This window comes from Geodermatophilus sp. DF01-2, assembly GCF_004571065.1.
Lineage (GTDB): Bacteria > Actinomycetota > Actinomycetes > Mycobacteriales > Geodermatophilaceae > Geodermatophilus.
Genome location: NZ_SPQN01000047.1, coordinates 14,639 through 35,919 on the forward strand (window position 1 = coordinate 14,639; position 21,281 = coordinate 35,919).

Genomic DNA, 21,281 nt, shown 5'->3' on the forward strand with positions numbered 1-21,281 from the left:
ACCCCTTGGCGGTTACGGCACTTGCTTGTCGCCCATCTGCGCGCATTCTTGGGACGTATCGAGACGGCAGGCAGCGAATGGTCGACCAGATGTTGGCTCAGGATGCTCACTTCCTGGCGGGTCGATACGAGATGCTGGGCATTATAGCCGATGATGAGGATTACTTCCCGGCCGTCTTGGCGCTAGGCGCTGAAGGGGCGAGTCCCATTCGTTGGCTCCGGCAACGGACCAGTGGACGCAACGACGCCCACCTGACAGGTACTCGCGTGACCACCCTAACGGATGTGCAATGGTGAACATAACTCAAGGCTCCCGCCAAGATGGTGAAGCTCAAAATTTGACCGGTTCGCAGGAGTCGGAGTCTCTTGGTAGACTAAGGATGGACCTCGCGGCCTTCGCCGATCCTGGCACCCGCGTGTCCTTCTCCCCTGTCCGCGAAAATGTCGTCCGAGCCACGTGGGACGAGGACGGCCGATCTCGAAGCGCAAGGTTTCGCCTTGACGAGAGCGGACCGACACATGCACGTTTCGACGAAGAAGCGGAGCAGCTGTACCGAAGCTTCCTAGCCGGGCAGGGCATGGGAAACCTTCGCGCTCTCGCGCGAAACATTCTACAGGTCATTCCAGAATTTCCAGGCTTCATTCCGTCCCTGGGGCGTCTGGAAGGTGTTGCCCCAACCGACGGGGACGCGGCAGCTCTTCTTCTCGCGGCGGCTGAGTCGTCGCCCGACTTCACGAACGTGGTCTTTGTTGCAGCGGATGCCGGGCTCGGTAAAACTGTGTTGTTGAAGCAGGTAGTGCGCGACCAAGCCCGCCGGTATCTGGCGGGCGAGGTGACGTCGCTGTGGCTATACGTCGATGCGCAAGCTCGTCGACTGGCGGCCTTGGACGAAGCGATGGCCGGTGAACTGGACCGAATTCGGGCCAAATTCTCCTATGACGCAGCTGTACCTTTGGTTCGCACAGGTGCCTTGACCCTCGTAGTCGATGGTTTCGATGAGCTCATTGGCAGCGTGGGGGCTTACGATGAGGCCTTCAACAGCTTGGCCGACTTTATTGGTGGACTAGAGGGCGGCGGGACGCTCGTGGCGGCTGCCCGGAGTGCGTACTACGAACAGGAATTCCTCGCACGCGTAGGGCGTGGCCTTGGACGGGGCGAACGCTGGCGCGTCCGACCTTTACGCCTAAAAGAATGGGGGCCAACTCAGCGTAAGGCACTTGTGCTTGGTGAGGCTGATCGTCGGGGTCTCGGCATCGAGACCGGGGAGCGAGCCTATCTGCAAGTTGAGGAAGCGCTCGCTGGTGGAGAGCTAGCAGGAGTTGCCGGTAAGCCGTTCTTTGTTGATCGAACAGCTGATCTCATCCTCGATGGCGGCATCACCCCCGAAGGAGCGAGGGGTGGTCTGCTTGATCGGCTCGTAAATGCCTACCTTGAGCGCGACGCAGGAAAGCTGCTATCGGCGGCAAAGTCTCCCCTCCTCAGTGTCGATGCTCTTCGCTCCTTCTTCGATGAGCTTGCATTTGAGATGTGGCGTCAAGAGACGCGGGAGCTTAGTCGTGCCTCCGTCCGAGAGTTGGCGTCACTGCTCGGCGAAATGGAAGGTTTGGACGAGGACGGTGTCCGAGAAGTGGCGACCCGCGCCCCGTATCTCGCCATGCTTAGAGAGGGGTCGCTTCCCGGAAGTGTGGGTTGGGAGCATGATGTGTACTTCGCGCACTTCCTTTCACGCCCGCTCTCCGAAGGAATGGAGGATGGCGATGCGCGGAAGTTGGCTCGCTTGCTCCGACGGGGCAGGTTGCCCGAGGAAGCAGCCCTGCTGGCTGGGAAGTTGACCCATGAAATTCCCAGCCAAGGTCTTATCGATCTTCTTGCGGCGGCGGTTCTGAGCGAAGACATCGACATGGACCGTGTACGACGGAATGCCGGCCTTTTGGCAGGCGGACGACTCGCGGGAGAGCGGCATGAGGGCCTTCGGCTTCACGGACTCCGGGTCGGAGACATTTCCCTCGGATCCGCCGAATTTGTTGCATGCATGCTTGACGGTCTGGATCTCGGTGGGACGGATTTGACTGGCACTCGTTTCCTGAGCTGCGAAGCGATCACTCCGTGCCTGTTTCAAAGAGTTGTAGTGGCACCTTCTTCGACAGTGCTCGAGATCGGCGACATTCCGGTCGATGCATTCCAAGGCGTGATCTTGCGCGGAGATGCGAGTGACCGTTGGTTGTACTCGCCTAATGAAATTAGAGACACACTCAACGCGTGTGGCCTGCCAGCTGCTGCTCCGGAACTGACGACCCGAAGGGTGGACCCGGCAGTATTGAACCTTCTTGAGCGTGTGTGCAAAGTGTTTGCGCATACGAACTTTGTGGCTGAGGCTGCGGATAATGACTTCACTGTCGTTACGCGCGATGGCGCATGGCCTTTCCTCCGGAAAGCGTTGATCGACTCCGGGCTCGTTGTGCCGCGCGTGAGGCAGGCGAGTGGGCACAAGACGTTTCTGGAACGGACCGTGCCGCCCGCTATAATCATGGCCGGACTGGATGTGGATGCAACGGTGCCGTCCGAGGTGGCCGCCTTTTGGGAACGGCTAGAGACGGACTCGATGTCTGGTTAGGCCATCGCGACCAGATGCTAGCTTAGCTCTGCGCGCGTTGGACTGAATACGCCATAGCTTCACTAAGGGCGGCGACCCAGGCGGTAGCCGACGGCGACCCCGAGCAGGGTCAGGAGGCTGCCGCCTAGTGCGCCAAGAGCCAGCGTGCGGAGGTCGGGCGTTCCCGCGGGAACGCCCGCCTTGCCGGTGAACACCTCCGGCTGAGCAGCGGGAGCTTCGGCGCCCGTCTCGCTCGCCGCGGCCGCCGACGGGGCGGCGGCGATCGGCACGACGGTGCCGGTCAGCTCGGCGTCCACGGCGGTGAAGAACTGGGCGGCCGTCCGCTTGGCGACCCCGGTGATCATCCGCTGCCCTACACCCGCCACCGGCCCACCGACCACGGCGTCCGCCGAGTAGGTCAGCGTGGTCGCGTCGGCGTCCGGCGTCAGCTCGATCGTCACCGTCGCCCGCACCTGCCCCGGCGCCCCGGCGCCGGACGCGTGCATCACGTACGACTCGGGCCGCTGCTGGTCCGACAGCCGCACCTCGCCGGCGTACGTCCCCTTCACCGCCCCGACGCCCACCGCGACGTTCATCCGGTACTCGTCCTCGCCGACCCGCTCCAACGACAGACACCCCGGGATGGTCCGCGCCAGCACTGCCGGATCGGTCAGCGCCGACCACACCTCCTCCGGCGAGGCGTGCAGCACCGCAGAGCCGTCGAGGTTCACGCCATCGCTCCAGTCCCGGCGCGCCGCTCGGCGACCGCCGTTCGTTCCGCAGAAGGGTCACGCACCAGGTCGTACAGCTCGGTCGGCGAGATCGGCATGGAGGTGATCCGCCGTCCCACCGCGTCCTCGATCGCCGACGCCAGCGCCGCCGACCCGGGGATCACGCCGGCCTCGCCGGCGCCCTTGATTCCCAGCGGGTTCAGCGGCGACGGCGTCTGCTGGTGGTCGATCACCACGTCGGGCACCTCGGACGCGTACGGCATCAGGAAGTCCATGAACGACGCGTTCTGCAGCTGCCCGTCGCTGTCGTAGGCCATCCGCTCGTACAGCGCCCCGCCCACACCCTGCGCCACGCCGCCGTGCACCTGGCCCTCGACGATCATCGGGTTCACCACGTTGCCGCAGTCGTGCACCACCGCGTACTTGACGACGTCGATCTCCCACGTCGCGGGGTCGATCTCCACGATCGCCGCGTGCGCACCCGACGCGAACGTCGACCGGATCGGCGAGTAGTAGTCGCGGTGCTCCAGCCCGGGGGCGTCCCCCGGTGACACCGGGGGCTCGTCGTCCTTGGCCTGGACGGCGAACTGCGTCGCCTGCTTGGCCGCCTCGTCGAACGCGTAGCGCAGCGGGTTGGAGAGGACGGCGACCGTCCGCAGCGGGATCGAGGCCCCCGGCGTCCCCCTGACCTGGACGACGCCGTCGGAGATCTCCAGGTCTTCCGGGTCGGCCTCCAGGACGTCGGCGGCGATCCGCAGCGCCTTCTCGCGCACACCGCGCGCGGCCAGCGCGATCGCGTTGCCGCTCATCACCGCCGCCCGCGAGGCGAACGTGCCCACCGCGTAGGGGAAGCGCCGGGTGTCGCCGGTGGTCACCTCGACGTCCTCGATCGGCACCCCGAGCTCGGAGGCCACGATCTGCGCGAACGACGTCTCGTGCCCCTGGCCCTGCGTCGTCAACCCGGTGGAGACCAGCACCTTGCCGCTGCCCAGCACCTGCACGTGCCCGCCCTCGTACGGGCCGGGGCCGGTGCCCTCGACGTAGAGCGCCATCCCGACGCCGAGCAGCTTCCCGCGCGCCTCGGCGTCGTCCCGCAGCGCGTCGACGCCGTCCCACCCGACCAGCGCCTTCAGCTTCTCCAGCAGCCCCGGGTAGTCGCCGGAGTCGTAGACGACCGGCCGGCCGTCCTGGAACGTCAGGTGGTGGTCGTAGGGGAACTGGTCGGGCTGGATGAGGTTGCGCTCGCGGACGACGGCCCGGTCCAGGCCGAGCGCGTCGGCGATGCGGTCCATCGTCCGCTCCATCGCGAAGCAGCCCTGCGGGCGCCCGGCGCCGCGGTACGGCGTCACGATGACCGTGTTCGTGTAGACGCTCTCGACGACCACCCGGTACACGGGGATCACGTAGGGGCCGACCAGCTGGGTCGCGGTGATGATCGGCACGATGATCCCGTAGGGGGTGTACGCGCCGTTGTCGTGCCAGATGTGGGCGTCGAGCGCGGTCAGCCGCCCCTCGTCGTCGAACCCGACGGTGATCTCCTGCTTCTGCTGGCGCTCGTGCGCCGAGGAGATGAAGTGCTCGCGACGGTCCTCGGCCCACTTCACCTCCGCACCCAGCGCGATCGCGGCCATCGGCACCAGCAGCTCTTCGGGCCACGGGTGCATGATCTTCACGCCGAAGCCGCCACCGACGTCCGGCGCCACGACCTCGACCTCGTCCAGCGACAGCTCCAGCTTGGCCGCGATCGCCGCGCGCACCGACGTCGACGCCTGGGTGCTGGTGTACACCCGCAGGCTGCCGTCGTCGGCGTCCCAGCGGGCGTGCACGCCGCGCCCCTCCATCGGCATGCCGGCGCTGCGCTCGATGTACTGGGTGAAGGAGAGCGTGTGCGGTGACGCGGCCAGTGCCGGCTCGACGTCCCCGGTCTCCTGATGGTGCCGGGCGGCCACGTTGTCCGGGACGTCGCCGTGCACGGCGGCCGTGGCCGCGCTCGCGGCATCGACGCCGATGACGGCCGGCAGCTCCTCGTAGCCCACCAGAATCCGCTCGGCGGCGTCCTCGGCGACGTACCGGTCGATCGCGACGACCATGACGACCGGCTCGCCGACGTGGTTGACCTCGCCGTTGGCCAGCGGGTAGCCGGTGCGCGGGGCGTGCAGCTGCGGGTGCGGGATCAGCACCGGCAGCGGCTCGGCCATCGGGCCGGTGAGATCCTCGTAGGTGTAGATCGCGACGAGGCCCTCGACGTCCAGGGCCGCGTCGACGTCGATGTCGGCGATGCGCGCGTGCGCGTGCGGGCTGCGCACGAAGGCGGCGGCCAGCGCACCGGGACCGATGTCGTCGAGGTAGCGGCCCCGGCCGGTGATGAGCCGGGCGTCCTCCCGCCGACGGACCGGCTCGCCGAACAGTTTCGTCGTCACCGCCGTCCCCCTCCCGGTGCTTTTCGCGCGCGAAAGGCAGTCACTGGACGTCCCGCATGGTCGCAGCCGCGTGTCGGACCGCCTTCTCGATGCTGGCGTAGCCGGTGCACCGGCAGAGGTTGCCGCCGACCATCTCGTCGATCTCCTCATCGGTCAGCTCCGCCGAGGCCTCGCGGCCCTCCAGCCCGGCGGCGATGGTCACCAGGAAACCCGGGGTGCAGAAGCCGCACTGGAGGGCGTGGCACTCGCGGAACGCCTCCTGGACCGGGTGCAGCACCTGGCCGCCCCGTCCGTCGTCGCGGGCCAGGCCCTCCACGGTCCTCACCTCGGCTCCGTCCACCTGGACGGCGAGCAGCAGGCAGGAGCGCACCGGGGCGCCGTCGACCAGCACCGTGCAGGCGCCGCAGACGCCGTGCTCGCAGCCGACGTGGGTGCCGGTCAGGCCGAGGTCGTGGCGCAGCGCGTCCGACAGCAGCCGCCGCACCGGGACCGTGGCTTCACGTGGAACACCGTTGACGGTCAGCCGGATCGTCCGCTCGGTGTCGACGGAGACGGTCATGCGGGGGTCCTCTCGGCGGCTTCCACAGCTGCAGAGGCCAGGGTGCGTTCGGTCAGGACGCCGACCAGCAGCCGGCGGTAGTCGGCGCTGGCGTGCAGGTCGCCGTCCGGGTCGACCAGGGTCCGGGCCAGCGCACCGGCGGCGGCCCAGTCCGCCTTCTCCACGGACCGGCCGCCGACGGCGTCGGTGAGGTCGTGCGCCTCGGGGGTCAGGCCCACCGAGACGTAGGAGGCGCGGACGGCGGTGACGCGGCGGTCCTCGTCGAGCGTGACGACGACGCCCGCACCGCAGACCGCGTAGTCGCCCTTGCGCCGGGCGACCTCGGCGAAGGCGGCCCCGGAGCGGTCGGGCAGCGCGGGGAAGAAGGCGGAGGTGACGACGGCCGGCCCGGACAGCGAGGTCTCGAGCGGCCCGACGAAGAGGTCACGCCACCCCACGGTCTCCATGCCGGACGGTGTCGCGACGGTGACCGAGCCATCGGTCAGGGCGAGCACGGAGGTCATCTCCCCGGAGGGATCCGCGTGCGCGATCGAGCCGACCGTCGTCCCGCGGTTGCGGATGGCGGGGTGGGCCACGTTCGCCGTCGCCCGGGCCAGCAGCGGCTGCACCCGGGCGGCGGCCATGGCCTGGGGGTGGCCCCCGAGCAGGGAATTGTGCCGGACCAGCGCCCCCACCCGCACGCCGTCCCCGGTGGCCTCGACCGTGTCGAGGCCGGGGACCCGGTTGATGTCCACCAGCGTGGCCGGCGCCGCGAGCCGCATGGAGAGCAGCGGGAGCAGCGACTGGCCGCCGGCGAGCACCTTGGCACCCTCCTCGGCGGAGAGGACCTCGAGGGCCTCCTCCAGGGAACCCGGGTCGGCGTAGCGGAAGGGAGCGGGTTTCACCTGTCGCGGTTTCCTTCGTGGCCTTCGGCGGCGAGCCGCGCCTCCTGGCCGGTGGTGCGGTCGACGGACGACGGGTCGAAGCTGGGGTCGTCGCCCAGGGCCGCGCCCTCGCCCCGCTCCCGTCCGTAGCCCCCCTCGGTCAGCAGGGCGTTCTTCATCTCCGCCGGTGCGACCGCGTGGGCCACGTGCCAGCCGACGACGACGACGATCGAGCCGAGCGCGATGCCGCCCAGCACGAACGTGTCGCTGAAGACCATCGTGACGTTGCCGATGGCGATGATGATGCCTGCGGCCAGCGGAACGAGGTTGATCGGATTGGCGAAGTCGACCCGGTTCTCCTTCCAGATCTTGGCCCCGAGCAGGCCGATCATCCCGTAGAGCACGACGGTGATCCCACCGAGCACGCCGCCCGGGATGATGTTGATCAGCGCGCCGAACTTCGGGCACAGCCCGAGCAGGATCGCCACGATCGCCGCGACGTAGTAGGCCGCGGTCGAGTAGACGCGGGTCGCGGCCATGACGCCGATGTTCTCGGCGTAGGTCGTCGTCGGGGAGCCGCCGACCGAGGTGGCGATCACGGTGCCGACGCCGTCGGCGAACACCGCCCGGCCCATGACCGGGTCGAGGTCGCGCTTGGTCATCTCGGCGACCGCCTTGACGTGCCCGGCGTTCTCGGCGACCAGGGCGATCACGGCGGGCAGCGCGAGCAGGGCGAAGTTGATCGAGAAGGTGGGGGCGGTGAAGTTCGGGAGCCCGATCCAGTCGGCCTCGGCGACGGCGGCGAAGTCGAGCCGGTCGCGGGTCACGATCTCGCCGGTGCCGTCCGGCGAGGTGATCGGCCCGGCCGTGGCGTCGAGCAGGATCGACAGCAGGTATCCGAACACCAGGCCCAGCAGGATCGAGATGCGAGCCCAGAAGCCGCGCAGCAGCAGCGAGGCCACGATGACGAACGACATGGTGGCCAGGGCGACCCACTGGTCCTGCGGCCAGTAGACGCCCGCGACCACCGGTGCGAGGTTGAAGCCGATCAGCATGACCACCGCGCCGGTGACCGCGGGCGGGAGCACCTTGTTCAAGGCCCGGACACCGATGAAGTGGACGAGCAGGCCGACCAGCGCGAGCACCACACCGGCGACCAGGATGGCCCCGACGACGGCGCTCGAGTCCCCACCTGCCGCGCGGATGGCCACGACCGAGCCCACGAAGGCCGCACTCGTGCCCAGATAGCTGGGTACCTTCCCCTGGACGATGAGCAGGAAGATGATCGTCGCGACCCCGCTCATCATGATCGCCAGGTTGGCGTCGAGCCCCATGATCAGCGGGAAGACGAACGTGGCGCCGAACATCGCCACCACGTGCTGCGCGCCGATGCCGATGGTGCGCGGCCACGACAACCGTTCGTCGGGGGCGACGGCCTCGCCCAGCGGCGGGGTCTTGCCGTCCCCGTAGAGCTTCCAGCCGAACGCCATGGGTGCCTCCTCGACCCGCTCCTGGGACCTTGGCCGGCACCGCGGAACGGACGTTGCCGGCACCAGGGGGCGCCAATGTGACACGCACCATGGACGGCGCGGAAGTACCTCAGCGCTAAATCGTCGTCGCGCCGATGCCTTACCGCTGAGAGAGCTCGCGGGTACGGTCGGCCACGTGAGCGCGTCCCCTCCTCCGACCGGCTTGCGGCACGTCTCCCTGCGCAGCGGCGTCTACGCCGACTCGGTGCGGTTGATGCAGGTCAGCCGGGACGTCGGCGCCCGCGACGGGGTCACCGCGGTCCTGGTCGCGATGGCCACGCCGCTCAACCTCGAGCTGGCCGCCGGCATGGGCCTGTCCCCCGGGGACGGCACCTCGCCGGACCGGTTGCTGGTCGCGATCGCCGCCGTGGACGACGACGCCCTGGCCGCCGCGGTCGCCGCCGTCGACGCCGCGCTGGCCGCCCGCGAGCGCGCGGCCGGCCCCGCCCAGGCTGTTCCGCTGCGGACGGTCGGCGCCGGGCTCGACGCGCTGCCCACCGACGGCCCCGCGCTGGCGATCGTCAGCGTGCCCGGTCGGTACGCGGTCGCCGAGGCCGCCGACGCGATCGCCGCCGGCCGCAGCGTGCTGGTCTTCTCCGACGGCGTCCCGGTCGAGCACGAGGTCGCGCTCAAGCGCGCCGCGCACGACGCCGGGGTGCTGGTCATGGGCCCCGACTGCGGGACGGCGATCGTCTCCGGCCTCGCCCTCGGCTTCGCCAACGTGGTTCGCCGCGGCCCGGTCGGCCTGGTCGCCGCGTCCGGCACCGGCGCGCAGCAGGTCTCCTGCCTGCTCGACACGGCCGGCGTCGGGGTCTCGCACGTGCTCGGCGTGGGCGGCCGCGACCTGTCCGAGGCCGTGGGCGGGCTGGGCACGCTCGACGCGCTCGCTGCCCTGGACGCCGACCCGGCCACCGAGAGGGTGCTGCTGGTCTCCAAGCCGCCCGCGCCGTCCGTGGCCGAGGAGGTGCGCGCCGCGTCCGAGGGCCTCTCCGTCCCGGTCCGCTCGGCCGCGCTCTCCCCGGGAAGCCCCGACCTCACCGCCGCGGTCGAGGCGCTGCTCGCCGACATGGGCGTCGCGGTGCCGTCGTGGCCGTCCCGGAGCACGACCCGCCCCGCCGCGCAGGGCGCCGTCCTCAAGGGCCTCTACGCCGGCGGGACCCTCGCCGACGAGGCGATGCTGCTGGCCGCCCCCGTGCTCGGTGACGTCCGCTCCAACACCCCGCTGAGACCCGAGCTCGGCTCCGTCGTCGACCCATCCGCCCCAGACCTGTCCGCCTCGGGCCACGTCGTCATCGACTTCGGGGACGACGCGCTGACCGTCGGCCGGGCGCACCCGATGATCGACCCGACGCTGCGGCTCGAGGCGCTGGCCCGGGTGGCGGCGTCCGGTGAGCCCGCGGTGGTGCTGATGGACGTCGTCCTCGGCCACGGCGCCGGCCCCGACCCGGCCGCCACCCTCGCCCCCGCGCTGCAGGCGGCCGGTCTCCCCGCCGTCGTCGCGCTCATCGGCACCGAGGCCGACCCGCAGGGCTGGAGCCGGCAGGCCGACGCCCTGGCCGCGGCCGGCGCCGCCGTCTTCGCCTCCAACGCCGCCGCCACACGGCACGCGCTCGACCTGCTGGGAGCCGCGCGATGACGTCTTCCTCCAACGCCGCCGCCGCGCGGCACGCCCTCGACCTGCTGGGAGCGGTGGCATGAGGGAGCTGGCGAGCTCGTCGATGGACAGAGCAGCCCAGGCCACGCGGCCGACGAGCGCCATGGAGGAGGTCGCGTGAGCCTCCTCTCCGGCCCGCCGACCGTGGTTGCCGCGGGCGTCGACGTCTTCTCCGCCGCGCTGCGCGCCCAGGGCGCGGACGTCCACGACGTCGACTGGCGCCCACCCGGCTTCGGCGACCCCGCCGACCTCGCCGCGCTCGCGCTCGACCGGCGCCGGGCCGCAGCCAACCGCACCGCCGTCGAGCGGGTGATGGCCGCGGGATCGCGGCTGGTCGACGTCCGGCCGGCGCGCGAGGTGCTCGGCCTCCCCGACCGCACGCTGCTGCACTCGGGTCCTCCGCTGACCTGGGAGATGGCGTCGGGCCCGATGCGCGGCGCGCTGATCGGCGCCTGCTTGTTCGAGGGCTGGGCGACGACCGTGGCGGAGGCCGAGGGGCTGCTCGCGTCCGGGGGCATCGCCCTCGACCCCTGCCATCATCACCGCGCCGTCGGCCCGATGGCCGGCGTCACGTCGCCGTCCATGTGGATGTGGTGCCTGGAGGACCCGGTCTCGGGCGGGCAGGCGTTCTGCAACCTCAACGAGGGCCTCGGCAAGGTGCTCCGCTACGGCGCCTACAGCGACGAGGTGCTCGACCGGCTGCGCTGGATGCGGGACGTCCTCGGCCCGGTGCTGGCGGCGGCCGTGCGCGCGATGGCCGACCCGCTCGACGTCAAGGGCGTGCTCGCGCAGATGCTGCAGATGGGCGACGAGGGGCACAACCGCAACCGCGCCGGCTCGCTGATGACCCTGCGCGAGCTGTCACCGGCGGTCGTGGAGGTGGACGCGCCGTCGTCCGACATCGCGGCGGCGCTGCGCTTCATCGGCGGCAACGAGCACTTCTTCCTCAACCTCGGCATGCCGACGGCGAAGCTCGCCATGGACGCCGCGCGGGACGTGCCCGGCTCGACGATGGTCACCGTGATGTCCCGCAACGGGACCGAGTTCGGCATCCGGACCGCCGGCACCGGCGACCGCTGGTTCACCGGCCCGGCCGACACCCCGGTGGGCCTGTTCCTCGGCGACTACGGTCCGGACGACGCCAACCCCGACATCGGCGACTCCGCGATCATGGAGACCTACGGCGTCGGCGGCTTCACCATGGCCGCGGCGCCGGCGATCGTCCGCTTCGTCGGCGGCACGGTGCCCGACGCGCTGGCCACCACCGAGCGGATGTACCAGCTGACGCTGGCCGAGAACCCGGCCATGCAGGTGCCGATCCTCGGCTTCCGCGGCTCACCGACCGGCATCGACGTCCTCGCCGTGGCGCGCACCGGCTGGCTGCCGCAGATCAACACCGGCATGGCCGGGCGGGTCGCCGGGACCGGGCAGGTCGGCGCCGGCCTGGTGCAGCCGCCGCGGGAGTGCTTCGAGCAGGCGCTGGCCGCGCTCGCCGCCGAGGCGCGAACCGCCTGACCCTTCGTCGAGCGCTGCGGACTCGTGGCCATCCGTCGCTGATCACCACGAGTTCGTAGCACTCGATGCGGGACGCGCGCCGGCCGCTGAGGGTCAGCCGGTACAGGCCAGCAGCGCCCGGACGGCGGCCGGGAGCTCGCCGGGCGCGGTGAGCGGGGCGGGGAACGGCGTCCGCAAGTCATAGCAGCCGGTACGGGGCTCGACGCGGAACAGCACGCCGAACCGGTCGACACCGAGCAGGTGCACCGGGTCGTTCCCGGCCCGTGTCTGCACGCGGCCGCGCAGCTCGGCCAGCGGACGGGCGTGCTCGGCGAGGAGGTCGTCCTCGACGGCGCCGAGCGGATCCGGCCGGGCGGCGGCGTACTCCTCCGGCGCGATCTCGATGCAGTCGCCCCCCGCGTGCAGCAGCACCTCGGCGACGTCCAGGCGCAGCAGCGTCGCGGTGAGCCCGACGTCGAGCAGGACGTCGTCCGGCCGGACGGTGGCGAAGGCCAGCACGAGCTCGGGTTCCTCGTCCGCGGGCACGGGGGTCAGCCAGCCGGCGAGCTCCAGCCGGGCCCGGAGCGGGTTGCGCAGCGGCCGCGTCGACCGGGAGGTCACCGTCACCCGCGCCGGCAGGTCGCCCTCCGGGGCCTCGCGGACCGCTGTCGCCAGGCCGCCGTCGCGGGGGACGACGACCAGCACGCGGCCGTCGTCTAGCGTGGCCGCGGCCAGGAGCCGGCTGGTGCCCAGACCGAGGGTGTGCACCGAGGCGGCCGGCCGGGTGGCGACCGTGCGGGCGCGCTCGGCGGCCTCGGCGGCGCGGTCGGTGGGCGGGGGCGGGGGCGGGAGTGGGGGGCGACCGGGCACGAGCCCTCCTCGGGGGTCGGCGTCGGGGGTAGCGGGACTCACTAAGGGACTCACTAAGGTGAGCCTAACCAAACCAGGAGGTTCCGTGAACACCCCGCGTCCCAAGGTGCGGCTCAGCCGCGCGCTCGGCATCCCGCTGACGCCGAAGTCCGTGCAGTACTTCGAGCGCCGTCCCTACCCGCCCGGCGAGCACGGCCGCAAGCGTCGCAAGGACAGCGACTACTCCACGCGGCTGCGCGAGAAGCAGCGGCTGCGGGCGCAGTACGACATCAGCGAGACCCAGCTGCGCGCCGCCTTCGACCGGGCCCGGCGCTCGGGCGGCAAGACCGGCGAGGCGCTGATCCAGGACCTCGAGTCCCGGCTCGACGCCACGGTGCTGCGGGCCGGCTTCGCCCGCACGATCTACCAGGCCCGCCAGTTCGTCACCCACCAGCACGTGCTGGTCAACGGGAAGCGGGTGGACCGGCCCTCCTACCGGCTGAAGCCCGGTGACTTCGTGCAGATCGTCGAGAAGTCGCGCACCAAGGAGCCGTTCCTCGTCGCCGCATCCGGCGCGCACGCCACCCCGCCCGCCTACCTCGAGGTGCGGCTGGCCGACCTGCTCGTGCGCTACGACCGGACGCCCGACCGCGGCGAGGTGCCGGTGGTCTGCGAGGAGCAGCTCGTCGTCGAGCACTACTCCCGCTGATCCTGGGGGCGTGGACCCTCGCGACGTCCGGCGCAGCAAGCGGCTGTCGTACGTGCTGCGCCACGCCCCCGGCAGCGCCGGGCTGACCCTGGACGCCGCCGGCTGGGCCGACGTCGGCGCGCTCCTGGCCGCCTTCGGCTGGACGCGCGCCGAGCTCGACCACGTCGTCGTCGCCGATGACAAGCGCCGGTTCGCCTTCGACGACGGCGGAACGCGGATCCGGGCCAGCCAGGGGCACAGCGTCGCCGTCGACCTCGGCTACGCCGCGCAGGACCCGCCGCCGGTGCTCTTCCACGGCACGGCGGAGCGGAACCTGCCGGCGATCGAGGCCGAGGGGCTGCGGTCCGGACGCCGGCACGCGGTTCACCTGAGCACGGACGCCGCGACGGCCCGCCGGGTGGGCGCCCGCCACGGCCGGGCGGGCGGGCGGGAAAGCCATCGTCCTCCGGGTCGACGCCGCAGGGATGGTGCGGACCGGTGCGGTCTTCACCCGTTCGGCGAACGGGGTGTGGCTCGTCGACGCCGTCCCGCCGGCCTTCCTCGCCGTCGCGGACTGACCCGTCCCGCCGCTCCGGGGAGTGCCGGCGTTGCCTGGGGCGGCGGCCGGGCTCAGCGGGCGAGCGTGCCCAGGTCCACCGGCAGCTGGATGCCGCTGACGTGCCGGCGTGGCTTCGCGGCGGTCACCGTGGACCACGTCGCCGCGGCCGCCGGCGTCAGCCGTCGGACGTTCTACAACCACTTCCCGACCAAGGCCGCCGCGCTCTTCGACCCCGACCCCGAGGACGCCGGCCGGCTGGTCGGCCTGCTCGCCGCGGCCGACGGGATGCCCGACCCCTGGGCCGCGCTCGGCGCGGTCTGCCGGCAGTACCTCACCCCCCACACCGGGACCCTCGCCGTCCGCCGGCGGCCGGCCGAGGACCCGGAGCTGGCCGCCTACGCGCGGAGCGCCCACGGGCACGTCGCGGTCGCCCTCGACGCGTGGGCCCGCCGGCAGTGGCCCGACGACCCGTTCGTCGCCGGGCTCGCGGCACAGGCGGCGACCGCCGTCCTCGGGGCGGCCTTCACCGCCTGGCAGCCCGACGACGACCCGGCCGCCTTCCTCGACCTCGTCGACCGCGGTTTCGTGTTCCTCAGGGTCACGCTCGGCCGGTGACCCGGGCGGCGGTGGGTCGGCCCGGCAGCGCGTCGAGCGGCAGCCCGGCGTAGAGCATCCCGATCAGCTCGCCGTCGGTCGAGTGCAGGCCCTCGTAGGCGGCGAAGCACGGGCGGCCGGCGACGGTCGCCTCGCTCCACCACGTGCGCGCCCGAGGTTCCCTGGTCGCGCACGGTCACCTGCTGCCGGAGGTCCGGATGATCGCCGCCACCGGGCCGCCACCGGACGGGCCCTGGTGCACCGCCGCCACCGACACGAAGACCGCCGGATCGCCGGTCACCGAGGCGGCCACGCCACCGACCGTCGCCTTGATCTGGCGGTGCCAGAAGACGTCGGAGTCGTCGAGCATCGCGTTGCGCCGGCCCCGGACGTAGCCGGTCGGGTCGGCCTCGCACTTGAGGAAGACGTTGACCAGCCGGTCGCCCAGGTCGGACGGGCGCGGTCGCTCGGGCAGGTCGAGGCCGGCGTCGCGGATGGCGTTCCAGATGCCGTCCTGGTCGAGAGCGTCCGTCATCACCGAGTGGCCGATGCGGTAGTTGCCACCGTGCCCGCGGGCGTTGCCGACGACGACGATCTGCGCCCGGTCCAGCTCCACGCCCGAGGAGCAGGAGGCGACGGCGCTGTAGAGGGACAGGTCGCGCATGACCTGCTCCTGCTTCGGCATCTCGATCTCGCCGAGGGCCACCGCGATCCCCAGGGCCGTCGTCCCGTTGGACAGGTCCATCGAGCCGTGCGGCTCGTCGTAGTAGGTGTCCTCGCCGCGGGACTTCGCGTCGCGGATGGTCTCGATGGTCAGCAGCGGCGTCTTGGTCTGCACGTAGTGGACGTCGGCCGGGTCGGTGATCCCCGCCTCCGCCATCGCCCGGCGCACGCCCTCGGCGACCTTCTCGACCATCGCGATGCGGCCGATGTCCTCGGGCAGCAGGACGTCGCTCATCGCGTAACCGACGGTCAGCCGCGGCTCGTCGGTCGTCTCCACCGCGTCCTCGGGCAGCGTCGCGAAGACGGTCGCGTGCGGGCTGATCACGCCGTCCGTGCCGCCCGACCACACGATCGGGATCTGGGCGACCTCCTTCGTGGAGCGCGTGCCCTTCTCGAGCAGCACCTCGCGGAAGGCCCGGTCGGCGATGATCCGGGTGTAGTCGTTGACCCCGCCGTTGCCCTCGGTCTTCCCGATCACGGCGACGACCCGGTCGGCCGCCATGACGCCCTCGTCGATGAGCTTCGCCAGCTCGGAGGCATCACTGACGTTGTGCAGCGGGACCTTGCGGACCTCGATCGGTGCGGGCACGGGGGTTCCTCTCTTCGGGGTCGTGGCTCTTCGGGGTCGTGGCCCCTCCCGGGTACCGCCCCGAGCGTGCGGGGGTGGGAAGGAGGGGGTCCTTTCTCAGGTCTGCAGGACGGTGCCGGCGTCGTTCCCGGTGACGGCATCGGCGATGTGCTCGAGGGACGTGATGACGGCGCGGGACGGGTGGCCGGGGCTCGACGACTCGACGAAGCGCAGCGCGGCCGCGACCTTGGGGCCCATCGAGCCCCGGGCGAACTGGCCGGCGGCGGCGTGCTCGCGCAGCTCGTCGGCGGTCACCCGGCCCAGCGGGCGCGCGGCCGGCGTCCCGAAGTCGATCATCACGTGCGGGACGTCGGTCGCGATGACCAGCGTCCCGGCGGCCAGCTCCCGGGCCAGCAGTGCAGCGGTGAGGTCCTTGTCGACGACGGCCTCCACGCCGCGCAGTGCCCTCCCGGCGCCGTCGTCCACCACCGGGATGCCGCCCCCGCCGGCGCAGGCGACGACGAAGCCCGCGGCTAGGAGGGCCTCGACCGCCGGCACGTCGATCACCGACCGCGGATCGGGGGAGGCGACGACCCGCCGCCAGCCCCGCTCGCCGCGGTCCTCCCAGGTCTGGCCGTGCGCCATGGATCGCTCGGCCTGCTCCCGCGGCAGGAAGCGGCCGACCGGCTTGGACGGATCGCGGAAGTGCGGGTCGCCGGCGTCGACCAGAGTGCGGGTGACCAGGGCGGCAGTGCGCTGCGGCAGACCGCGCTCGGCCAGTGCGGCGTCGAGCTCGTCGGCCAGCGTGAAGCCGATCGTCGCCTGGGTCTGGGCGACGCACCAGTCCAGCGGCACCGGCGGGACCTCGGCTGCTGCCAGCTCGTTCTTGACCAGCAGGTTGCCCACCTGGGGCCCGTTGCCGTGGGTCAGCACGACCTGGACGCCGGTGGCCACCACCGCGGCGATGTGCTCGCACGCCGCCGAGATGGCCTCCCGCTGGGCGCCGGGCGTGGCCGACCCGTCGGGGCCGGTCATCGCGTTGCCCCCGAGGGCGATCACGACGCGGGCGGGGGGCACCCGCCGACCCTAGCGGGCGATCCCTCAGCGCTGAAGTATCTCAGCGACGCCAGAAGTCGAACGGATCCCGGCCGGGCCGGAAGCCCGCCGCCTCCACGATGTCCACCGCGAGGTCGAAGTGCTGGCCGACGACGGCCGGCTGGTGGGCGTCGCTGCCGAAGCTGACCGCCTCGCCGCCCTCCTCGTGGAACCAGCGCACCTGGTCGACCGAGGCCAGCGGGCTGGTCGTGTTGACCTCGAGCGCCCGGCCGGTGCCGGCCAGCGCCCGGAACACCGCCCGGTACTCCTCCTCGTAGTCCTTCTCGGCGTACCGGTCGCTGCCGCCGGGCCAGTACCGCCGCGGGAAGTCGACGTGCGCGAGCACCTGGAAGACGTCGCTGCTCTCCACCATGTCGACGACCTCGGCCAGGTAGCGGCGCATCGTCGTGTCCGGGTCGGGATAGAGCAACCGGCCCACGCCGTGGAGCCGGCCGTCCTGGCTCAGCGAGTGCAGCGAGCCGAGCACCCGGTCGACGGGGGACTCGCGCAGGTGGGCGGCGATGCTGGCGGCGAACAGGTGCGGCTCGCCGGTCTCCACGCCCGACCAGATGCGCAGCTCGGGGAAGTGCTCGCGGCACTCCTCGAGCTCGGCGAAGTACCCCTCGACGTCGATCGGCAGGTGCCGGGAGGCGTGCCGGTCGACCAGCCCGTCGGCGGTCGCGCGGTCGTCCGGTGACCACGTGGTGAAGTCGAGGTGCTCGGTGAAGGCGATCGCGGGCAGGCCCCGGGCGATGGCGCGCGCGCAGGCGCGCGCCATCGTGGAGGACTCGGGGGTGTCCCAGGACCACCCGGTGTGCACGTGGTTGTCCGGCGGTCGCATCGCCTGTGGATTCTCCTCCTCCCTCCGCAGGCTGCGCGCGGCGACCGGACCTGTCGCCCCGGCTGCCTACTGTCGGGAGCCATGACCACCGCCGCGCCGCCGTCCTCGACGACCGCGGAGGCCCTCGAGGTACTCCGCGAGCTGACCGGCCGCCCCGACGCGGCGTTCCGCGAGGGGCAGGACGCCGCCGTGTCCGCCCTGGTCGACCGGTCCGAGCGGGCGCTGGTCGTGCAGCGCACCGGCTGGGGGAAGTCAGCGGTCTACTTCGTCTCCACCGCGCTGCTGCGCCGCCGCGGTGCCGGGCCGACGTTGCTGGTCAGCCCGCTGCTGGCGCTGATGCGCGACCAGGTCGCCGCCGCCTCCCGCGCCGGCATCCGCGCGGTCGAGATCTCCAGCGCCAACGCCACCGAGTGGGACGACGTCGCCGCAGCGTTGGCCGCCGACGAGGTCGACGTCCTCCTGGTCTCCCCCGAGCGGCTGACCAACCCCCGCTTCCGCGAGGAGCAGCTGCCGGGGCTGGTGGCCCGCTGCGGACTGCTGGTCGTCGACGAGGCGCACTGCGTGTCCGACTGGGGGCACGACTTCCGCCCCGACTACCGCCGCATCCGCGACCTGCTCGGCACCCTGCCGGCCGGGACGCCGGTGCTGGCGACGACCGCGACCGCCAACGAGCGCGTCGTCGCCGATGTCGCGGAGCAGCTCGGCGCCGGCGGCGTCTCGGTGACGACGGTGCGCGGCCCCCTCGCCCGCGACTCGCTGCGCCTGGGCGTGCTCCGGCTGTCCACCGACCGCGCCCGGCTGGCGTGGCTGGCCGCCCACCTCGGCGACCTGCCGGGCAGCGGCATCGTCTACACGCTCACCGTCGCCGCAGCCGAGGAGACCGCCGCGCTGCTGCGGGACGCCGGCCACGAGGTCCGCGCCTACACCGGCCGGCTCGACGACGCCGACCGGCGCGAGGCGGAGGAGGCGCTGCGGGAGAACCGCGTCAAGGCCCTGGTCGCCACCTCCGCGCTCGGCATGGGCTTCGACAAGCCCGACCTCGGCTTCGTCGTCCACCTGGGGGCGCCGTCGTCGCCGGTCAGCTACTACCAGCAGGTGGGCCGCGCCGGGCGGGCCGTCGAGCACGCCGACGTGCTGCTGCTCCCCGGCCCCGAGGACCTCGCGATCTGGCAGTGGTTCGCCACCTCGTCCATGCCGCGGGAGGACCACGCCGCCGCGGTGCTCTCCGCGATGGCCGACGGCAAGGCGTGGTCGGTCGCGCGGCTGGAGACGGTCGCCGACGTCCGCCGCTCCCGGTTGGAGCTGCTGCTCAAGGTGCTCGCCGTCGACGGCGCGGTGGAGCGGGTGCAGGGTGGCTGGCGCACCACCGGCCGGCCGTGGGTCTACGACGCCGACCGCTACGCCCGCGTCACCCGCACCCGGGAGGCCGAGCAGCGGGCGATGATCGCCTACGCGAAGCCCGTCGACGAGGCGCAGTGCCGGATGGCCTTCCTCCAGGAGGCGCTCGACGACCCGACCGCGGCACCGTGCGGCCGCTGTGACGTCTGCGCCGGCCCCTGGTACTCGACCGACGTCCCCGAGGGTGCGGCCCAGGCGGCCTCTGCCGCGCTGGACCGCCCCGGCGTCGAGCTCGCGCCGCGCGCCCAGTGGCCGACCGGCGCCGACCGGCTCGGTGTCGAGGTCAAGGGCAAGATCGCGCCGGCCGAGCAGGTCGACCCGGGCCGGGCCGTCGCCCGGCTCACCGACCTGGGCTGGGGTCAGCGCCTCCGCTCCCTGCTCGGGGACGACGGCGTCGGCGGGGTGGTCGACCTCGAGGTCCCGAGCCCTGTATCGGCTCCGCTGCAGGGCTGGCCCCGTCCAGAGGCTCGCCGCGGCCCCGTCCAGGGCACCGCCCTGAGCTTGCGAAGGGCGGGGAGGACGGGGTCCTTTCACGGTGAGGAGGACGGGGTCCTTCTCCGAGGCGCGGGGGGCAGCGGGGTCCTCCATCCGGTGCGGCGGGCGCCCTCCGACGTCCCGCCGAACGAGGAGTTGCTGCGAGCGTGCGCCCGGGTGCTGGCCGCCTGGGACTGGGCCGAGCGCCCCGCTGCGGTGGTCGCGGTGCCCTCGCGCCGGCGGCCACGCCTGGTCACCGGCCTCGCGCAGGGGCTGGCCGGGCTCGGGCGGTTGCCCTACCTCGGCGAGCTCTCCCTCGCCCACGACGGGCCCACCGGGCAGCCCGGAGGCAACAGCGCCTTCCGGCTCGCAGGGGTCTGGCAGCGGATCGTCGTCGGCCCGGAGCTGCGGGAGCGGCTGGCCGAACTCGGGGCGGTACCGGTGCTGCTCGTCGACGACCTCGCCGATTCCCGGTGGACGATGACCGTCGCCGGCCGTGAGCTCCGCCTGGCCGGCGCCTCGCGGGTGCTGCCCTTCGCCCTGGCGCTGACCGCGTGAGGACTCGTACAGGCGTTCGATCCGGCGTAGCCTCGCGACCATGTCGCTCGCGCATCAGCCGTCGATGTGGGACCTGGCCGAGGAGGCCACGCTGGGGTCGCTCGCGGTCACGCGGCACCACCTGAGCCGCGGTGCATGGGTCGACCGCCTGACCGGGTGGGTCCAGGGGTCCGACGCCGTCCTCGAGGTGCTGCTCGGCGACATCGGCTGGCGCGCCGACCGGCGGCAGATGTACGAGCGCGCGGTCGCCGTCCCCCGGCTGCTGCGGTGGTACGGCGGCCACGAGACCCTGCCGCACCCGCTGCTGACCGAGGCCCGGACGGCGTTGAACGCCCACTACGGGCCGGAGCTCGGCGAGCCCTTCGTCAGCGCCGGGATGTGCCTGTACCGCGACGGCAGGGACAGCGTCGCGTGGCACGGTGATCGCCTCGGCCGCGGCCGGAGCGGCGAAACGATGGTGGCGATCGTCTCCTTCGGGTCGCCGCGGCCACTGATGCTCCGCCCGGTCGGCGGCGGGGAGAGCCTGCGCTTCCCGCTCGGGCACGGCGACCTGGTCGTCATGGGGGGCTCGTGCCAACGCACGTGGGAACACTGCATCCCGAAGACGGCCAAGGCGGTCGGCCCGCGCGTCAGCGTCCAGTTCCGTCCCCGGGGCGTCGCCTGAGCGGTGTGACCGGGGCCGCACCGGCGAGCGGTAGGTCGCTGGTCGCAGCGCCGTTGCACCTCCCGTCCGAACGGCCGGACCTGCGGGAACGGCCGCGCGGACACCAGGGAGGACCTCCTCCGGACCCCCGTGCACCATCTCTCCACGGGCGTGTATGGTTCTTTCCGCACCGAGCGAGAACGGACCGGGCCGCCAGCCTGGTCAACCGCCTCTCCAGCCCCCGCGGCCGGACAGTTGCGGAGCCCGGTGTACAGTGGGAACACCGCCTCGAACGAAGGCCCACAAGGCCGGGGTACGAGCGCGTCCGCTCCTTGAGAACTCAACAGCGTGCCGAAAGTCAGTGCCAAGTATCGAACCCCTTTTTTGTGGGTTTCTTTGGGTTGATGGATGTCGAGAGTGCTAGTTCTCGGTTCTTCAGGTCAGGGGT

Annotated in this window: 16 protein-coding genes and 1 pseudogene; 7 read left to right on the top strand and 10 right to left on the bottom strand. The window is 72.2% G+C overall.

The window, feature by feature from the left end; all coding sequences use genetic code 11:
- Positions 1-379: 379 nt before the first annotated feature.
- On the top strand, positions 380-2,614 hold the full coding sequence (locus tag E4P41_RS13240) for a hypothetical protein (RefSeq protein ID WP_135141717.1): 2,235 nt from the start codon (positions 380-382) through the stop codon (positions 2,612-2,614).
- A 62-nt stretch (positions 2,615-2,676) separates the two neighbouring features.
- Here E4P41_RS13240 and E4P41_RS13245 read toward each other — a convergent pair whose 3' ends face one another.
- Genes E4P41_RS13245 through E4P41_RS13265 form a run of 5 tightly spaced genes read right to left on the bottom strand, consistent with a single transcriptional unit; the run spans position 2,677 to position 8,656 of the window.
- The gene (locus E4P41_RS13245; RefSeq protein WP_135141718.1) at positions 2,677-3,324 is read right to left on the bottom strand and encodes a carbon monoxide dehydrogenase subunit G; all 648 of its coding nucleotides are present in this window, start codon (positions 3,322-3,324) and stop codon (positions 2,677-2,679) included.
- Positions 3,321-5,744 (bottom strand): aerobic carbon-monoxide dehydrogenase large subunit, encoded by a 2,424-nt coding sequence (cutA, locus tag E4P41_RS13250; protein WP_135141719.1) that lies wholly within the window; start codon positions 5,742-5,744, stop codon positions 3,321-3,323. The genes E4P41_RS13245 and cutA overlap by 4 nt, the downstream gene beginning before the upstream one ends.
- A gap of 40 nt (positions 5,745-5,784) precedes the next feature.
- Positions 5,785-6,303 (bottom strand): (2Fe-2S)-binding protein, encoded by a 519-nt coding sequence (locus E4P41_RS13255; RefSeq protein WP_135141720.1) that lies wholly within the window; start codon positions 6,301-6,303, stop codon positions 5,785-5,787.
- Positions 6,300-7,187 carry an FAD binding domain-containing protein gene (locus tag E4P41_RS13260; protein ID WP_135141721.1) on the bottom strand — a complete coding sequence of 296 codons (888 nt, stop codon included), beginning with the start codon at positions 7,185-7,187 and terminating at the stop codon, positions 6,300-6,302. The genes E4P41_RS13255 and E4P41_RS13260 overlap by 4 nt, the downstream gene beginning before the upstream one ends.
- Positions 7,184-8,656, bottom strand: a complete 1,473-nt coding sequence (locus tag E4P41_RS13265) for a solute carrier family 23 protein (protein WP_135141722.1) — start codon at positions 8,654-8,656, stop codon at positions 7,184-7,186. Before E4P41_RS13265 ends, E4P41_RS13260 begins: the two co-directional genes overlap by 4 nt.
- 175 nt (positions 8,657-8,831) lie before the next feature.
- Here E4P41_RS13265 and E4P41_RS13270 point away from each other — a divergent pair, with 175 nt between their 5' ends.
- Both E4P41_RS13270 and E4P41_RS13275 read left to right on the top strand, forming a co-directional pair.
- Positions 8,832-10,331, top strand: a complete 1,500-nt coding sequence (locus E4P41_RS13270; RefSeq protein WP_245177320.1) for an FdrA family protein — start codon at positions 8,832-8,834, stop codon at positions 10,329-10,331.
- 135 nt (positions 10,332-10,466) lie between these two features.
- On the top strand, positions 10,467-11,864 hold the full coding sequence (locus E4P41_RS13275) for a DUF1116 domain-containing protein (RefSeq protein WP_135141723.1): 1,398 nt from the start codon (positions 10,467-10,469) through the stop codon (positions 11,862-11,864).
- 93 nt (positions 11,865-11,957) lie between these two features.
- Here E4P41_RS13275 and E4P41_RS13280 read toward each other — a convergent pair whose 3' ends face one another.
- Positions 11,958-12,713: a DUF2470 domain-containing protein gene (locus E4P41_RS13280; protein ID WP_135141724.1), complete on the bottom strand. Its 756-nt coding sequence runs from the start codon at positions 12,711-12,713 to the stop codon at positions 11,958-11,960.
- Positions 12,714-12,798: 85 nt separating this feature from the next.
- Between E4P41_RS13280 and rpsD the strand changes: the two genes are divergently transcribed.
- Both rpsD and E4P41_RS23280 read left to right on the top strand, forming a co-directional pair.
- The gene (rpsD, locus tag E4P41_RS13285; RefSeq protein ID WP_135141725.1) at positions 12,799-13,401 is read left to right on the top strand and encodes a 30S ribosomal protein S4; all 603 of its coding nucleotides are present in this window, start codon (positions 12,799-12,801) and stop codon (positions 13,399-13,401) included.
- 10 nt (positions 13,402-13,411) lie between these two features.
- Entirely contained in the window at positions 13,412-14,554 is a 1,143-nt protein-coding gene (locus E4P41_RS23280) for an RNA 2'-phosphotransferase (RefSeq protein ID WP_245177321.1), read from the top strand.
- Here E4P41_RS23280 and E4P41_RS13300 read toward each other — a convergent pair.
- The 4 genes and pseudogenes from E4P41_RS13300 to E4P41_RS13315 form a co-directional block, all read right to left on the bottom strand.
- Positions 14,538-14,690: pseudogene (locus E4P41_RS13300) on the bottom strand (cache domain-containing protein); the annotation flags it as partial. The gene E4P41_RS23280 and the pseudogene E4P41_RS13300 sit on opposite strands and share 17 nt — an antisense overlap.
- Positions 14,691-14,729: 39 nt before the next feature.
- Positions 14,730-15,845, bottom strand: coding sequence for a ring-opening amidohydrolase (locus tag E4P41_RS13305; protein ID WP_135141727.1), 1,116 nt, complete (start codon positions 15,843-15,845; stop codon positions 14,730-14,732).
- 96 nt (positions 15,846-15,941) lie between these two features.
- Positions 15,942-16,901: a carbamate kinase gene (gene arcC / locus E4P41_RS13310; protein ID WP_135141728.1), complete on the bottom strand. Its 960-nt coding sequence runs from the start codon at positions 16,899-16,901 to the stop codon at positions 15,942-15,944.
- 40 nt (positions 16,902-16,941) lie between these two features.
- The gene (locus tag E4P41_RS13315) at positions 16,942-17,760 is read right to left on the bottom strand and encodes a PHP domain-containing protein (RefSeq protein ID WP_135141729.1); all 819 of its coding nucleotides are present in this window, start codon (positions 17,758-17,760) and stop codon (positions 16,942-16,944) included.
- An 81-nt stretch (positions 17,761-17,841) separates the two neighbouring features.
- Between E4P41_RS13315 and E4P41_RS13320 the strand changes: the two genes are divergently transcribed.
- Together E4P41_RS13320 and E4P41_RS13330 are read left to right on the top strand one after the other, a co-directional pair.
- The gene (locus E4P41_RS13320; RefSeq protein WP_245177322.1) at positions 17,842-20,190 is read left to right on the top strand and encodes a DEAD/DEAH box helicase; all 2,349 of its coding nucleotides are present in this window, start codon (positions 17,842-17,844) and stop codon (positions 20,188-20,190) included.
- Between the two features lie 40 nt (positions 20,191-20,230).
- The gene (locus tag E4P41_RS13330; protein ID WP_135141730.1) at positions 20,231-20,854 is read left to right on the top strand and encodes an alpha-ketoglutarate-dependent dioxygenase AlkB; all 624 of its coding nucleotides are present in this window, start codon (positions 20,231-20,233) and stop codon (positions 20,852-20,854) included.
- Positions 20,855-21,281 lie beyond the last annotated feature (427 nt).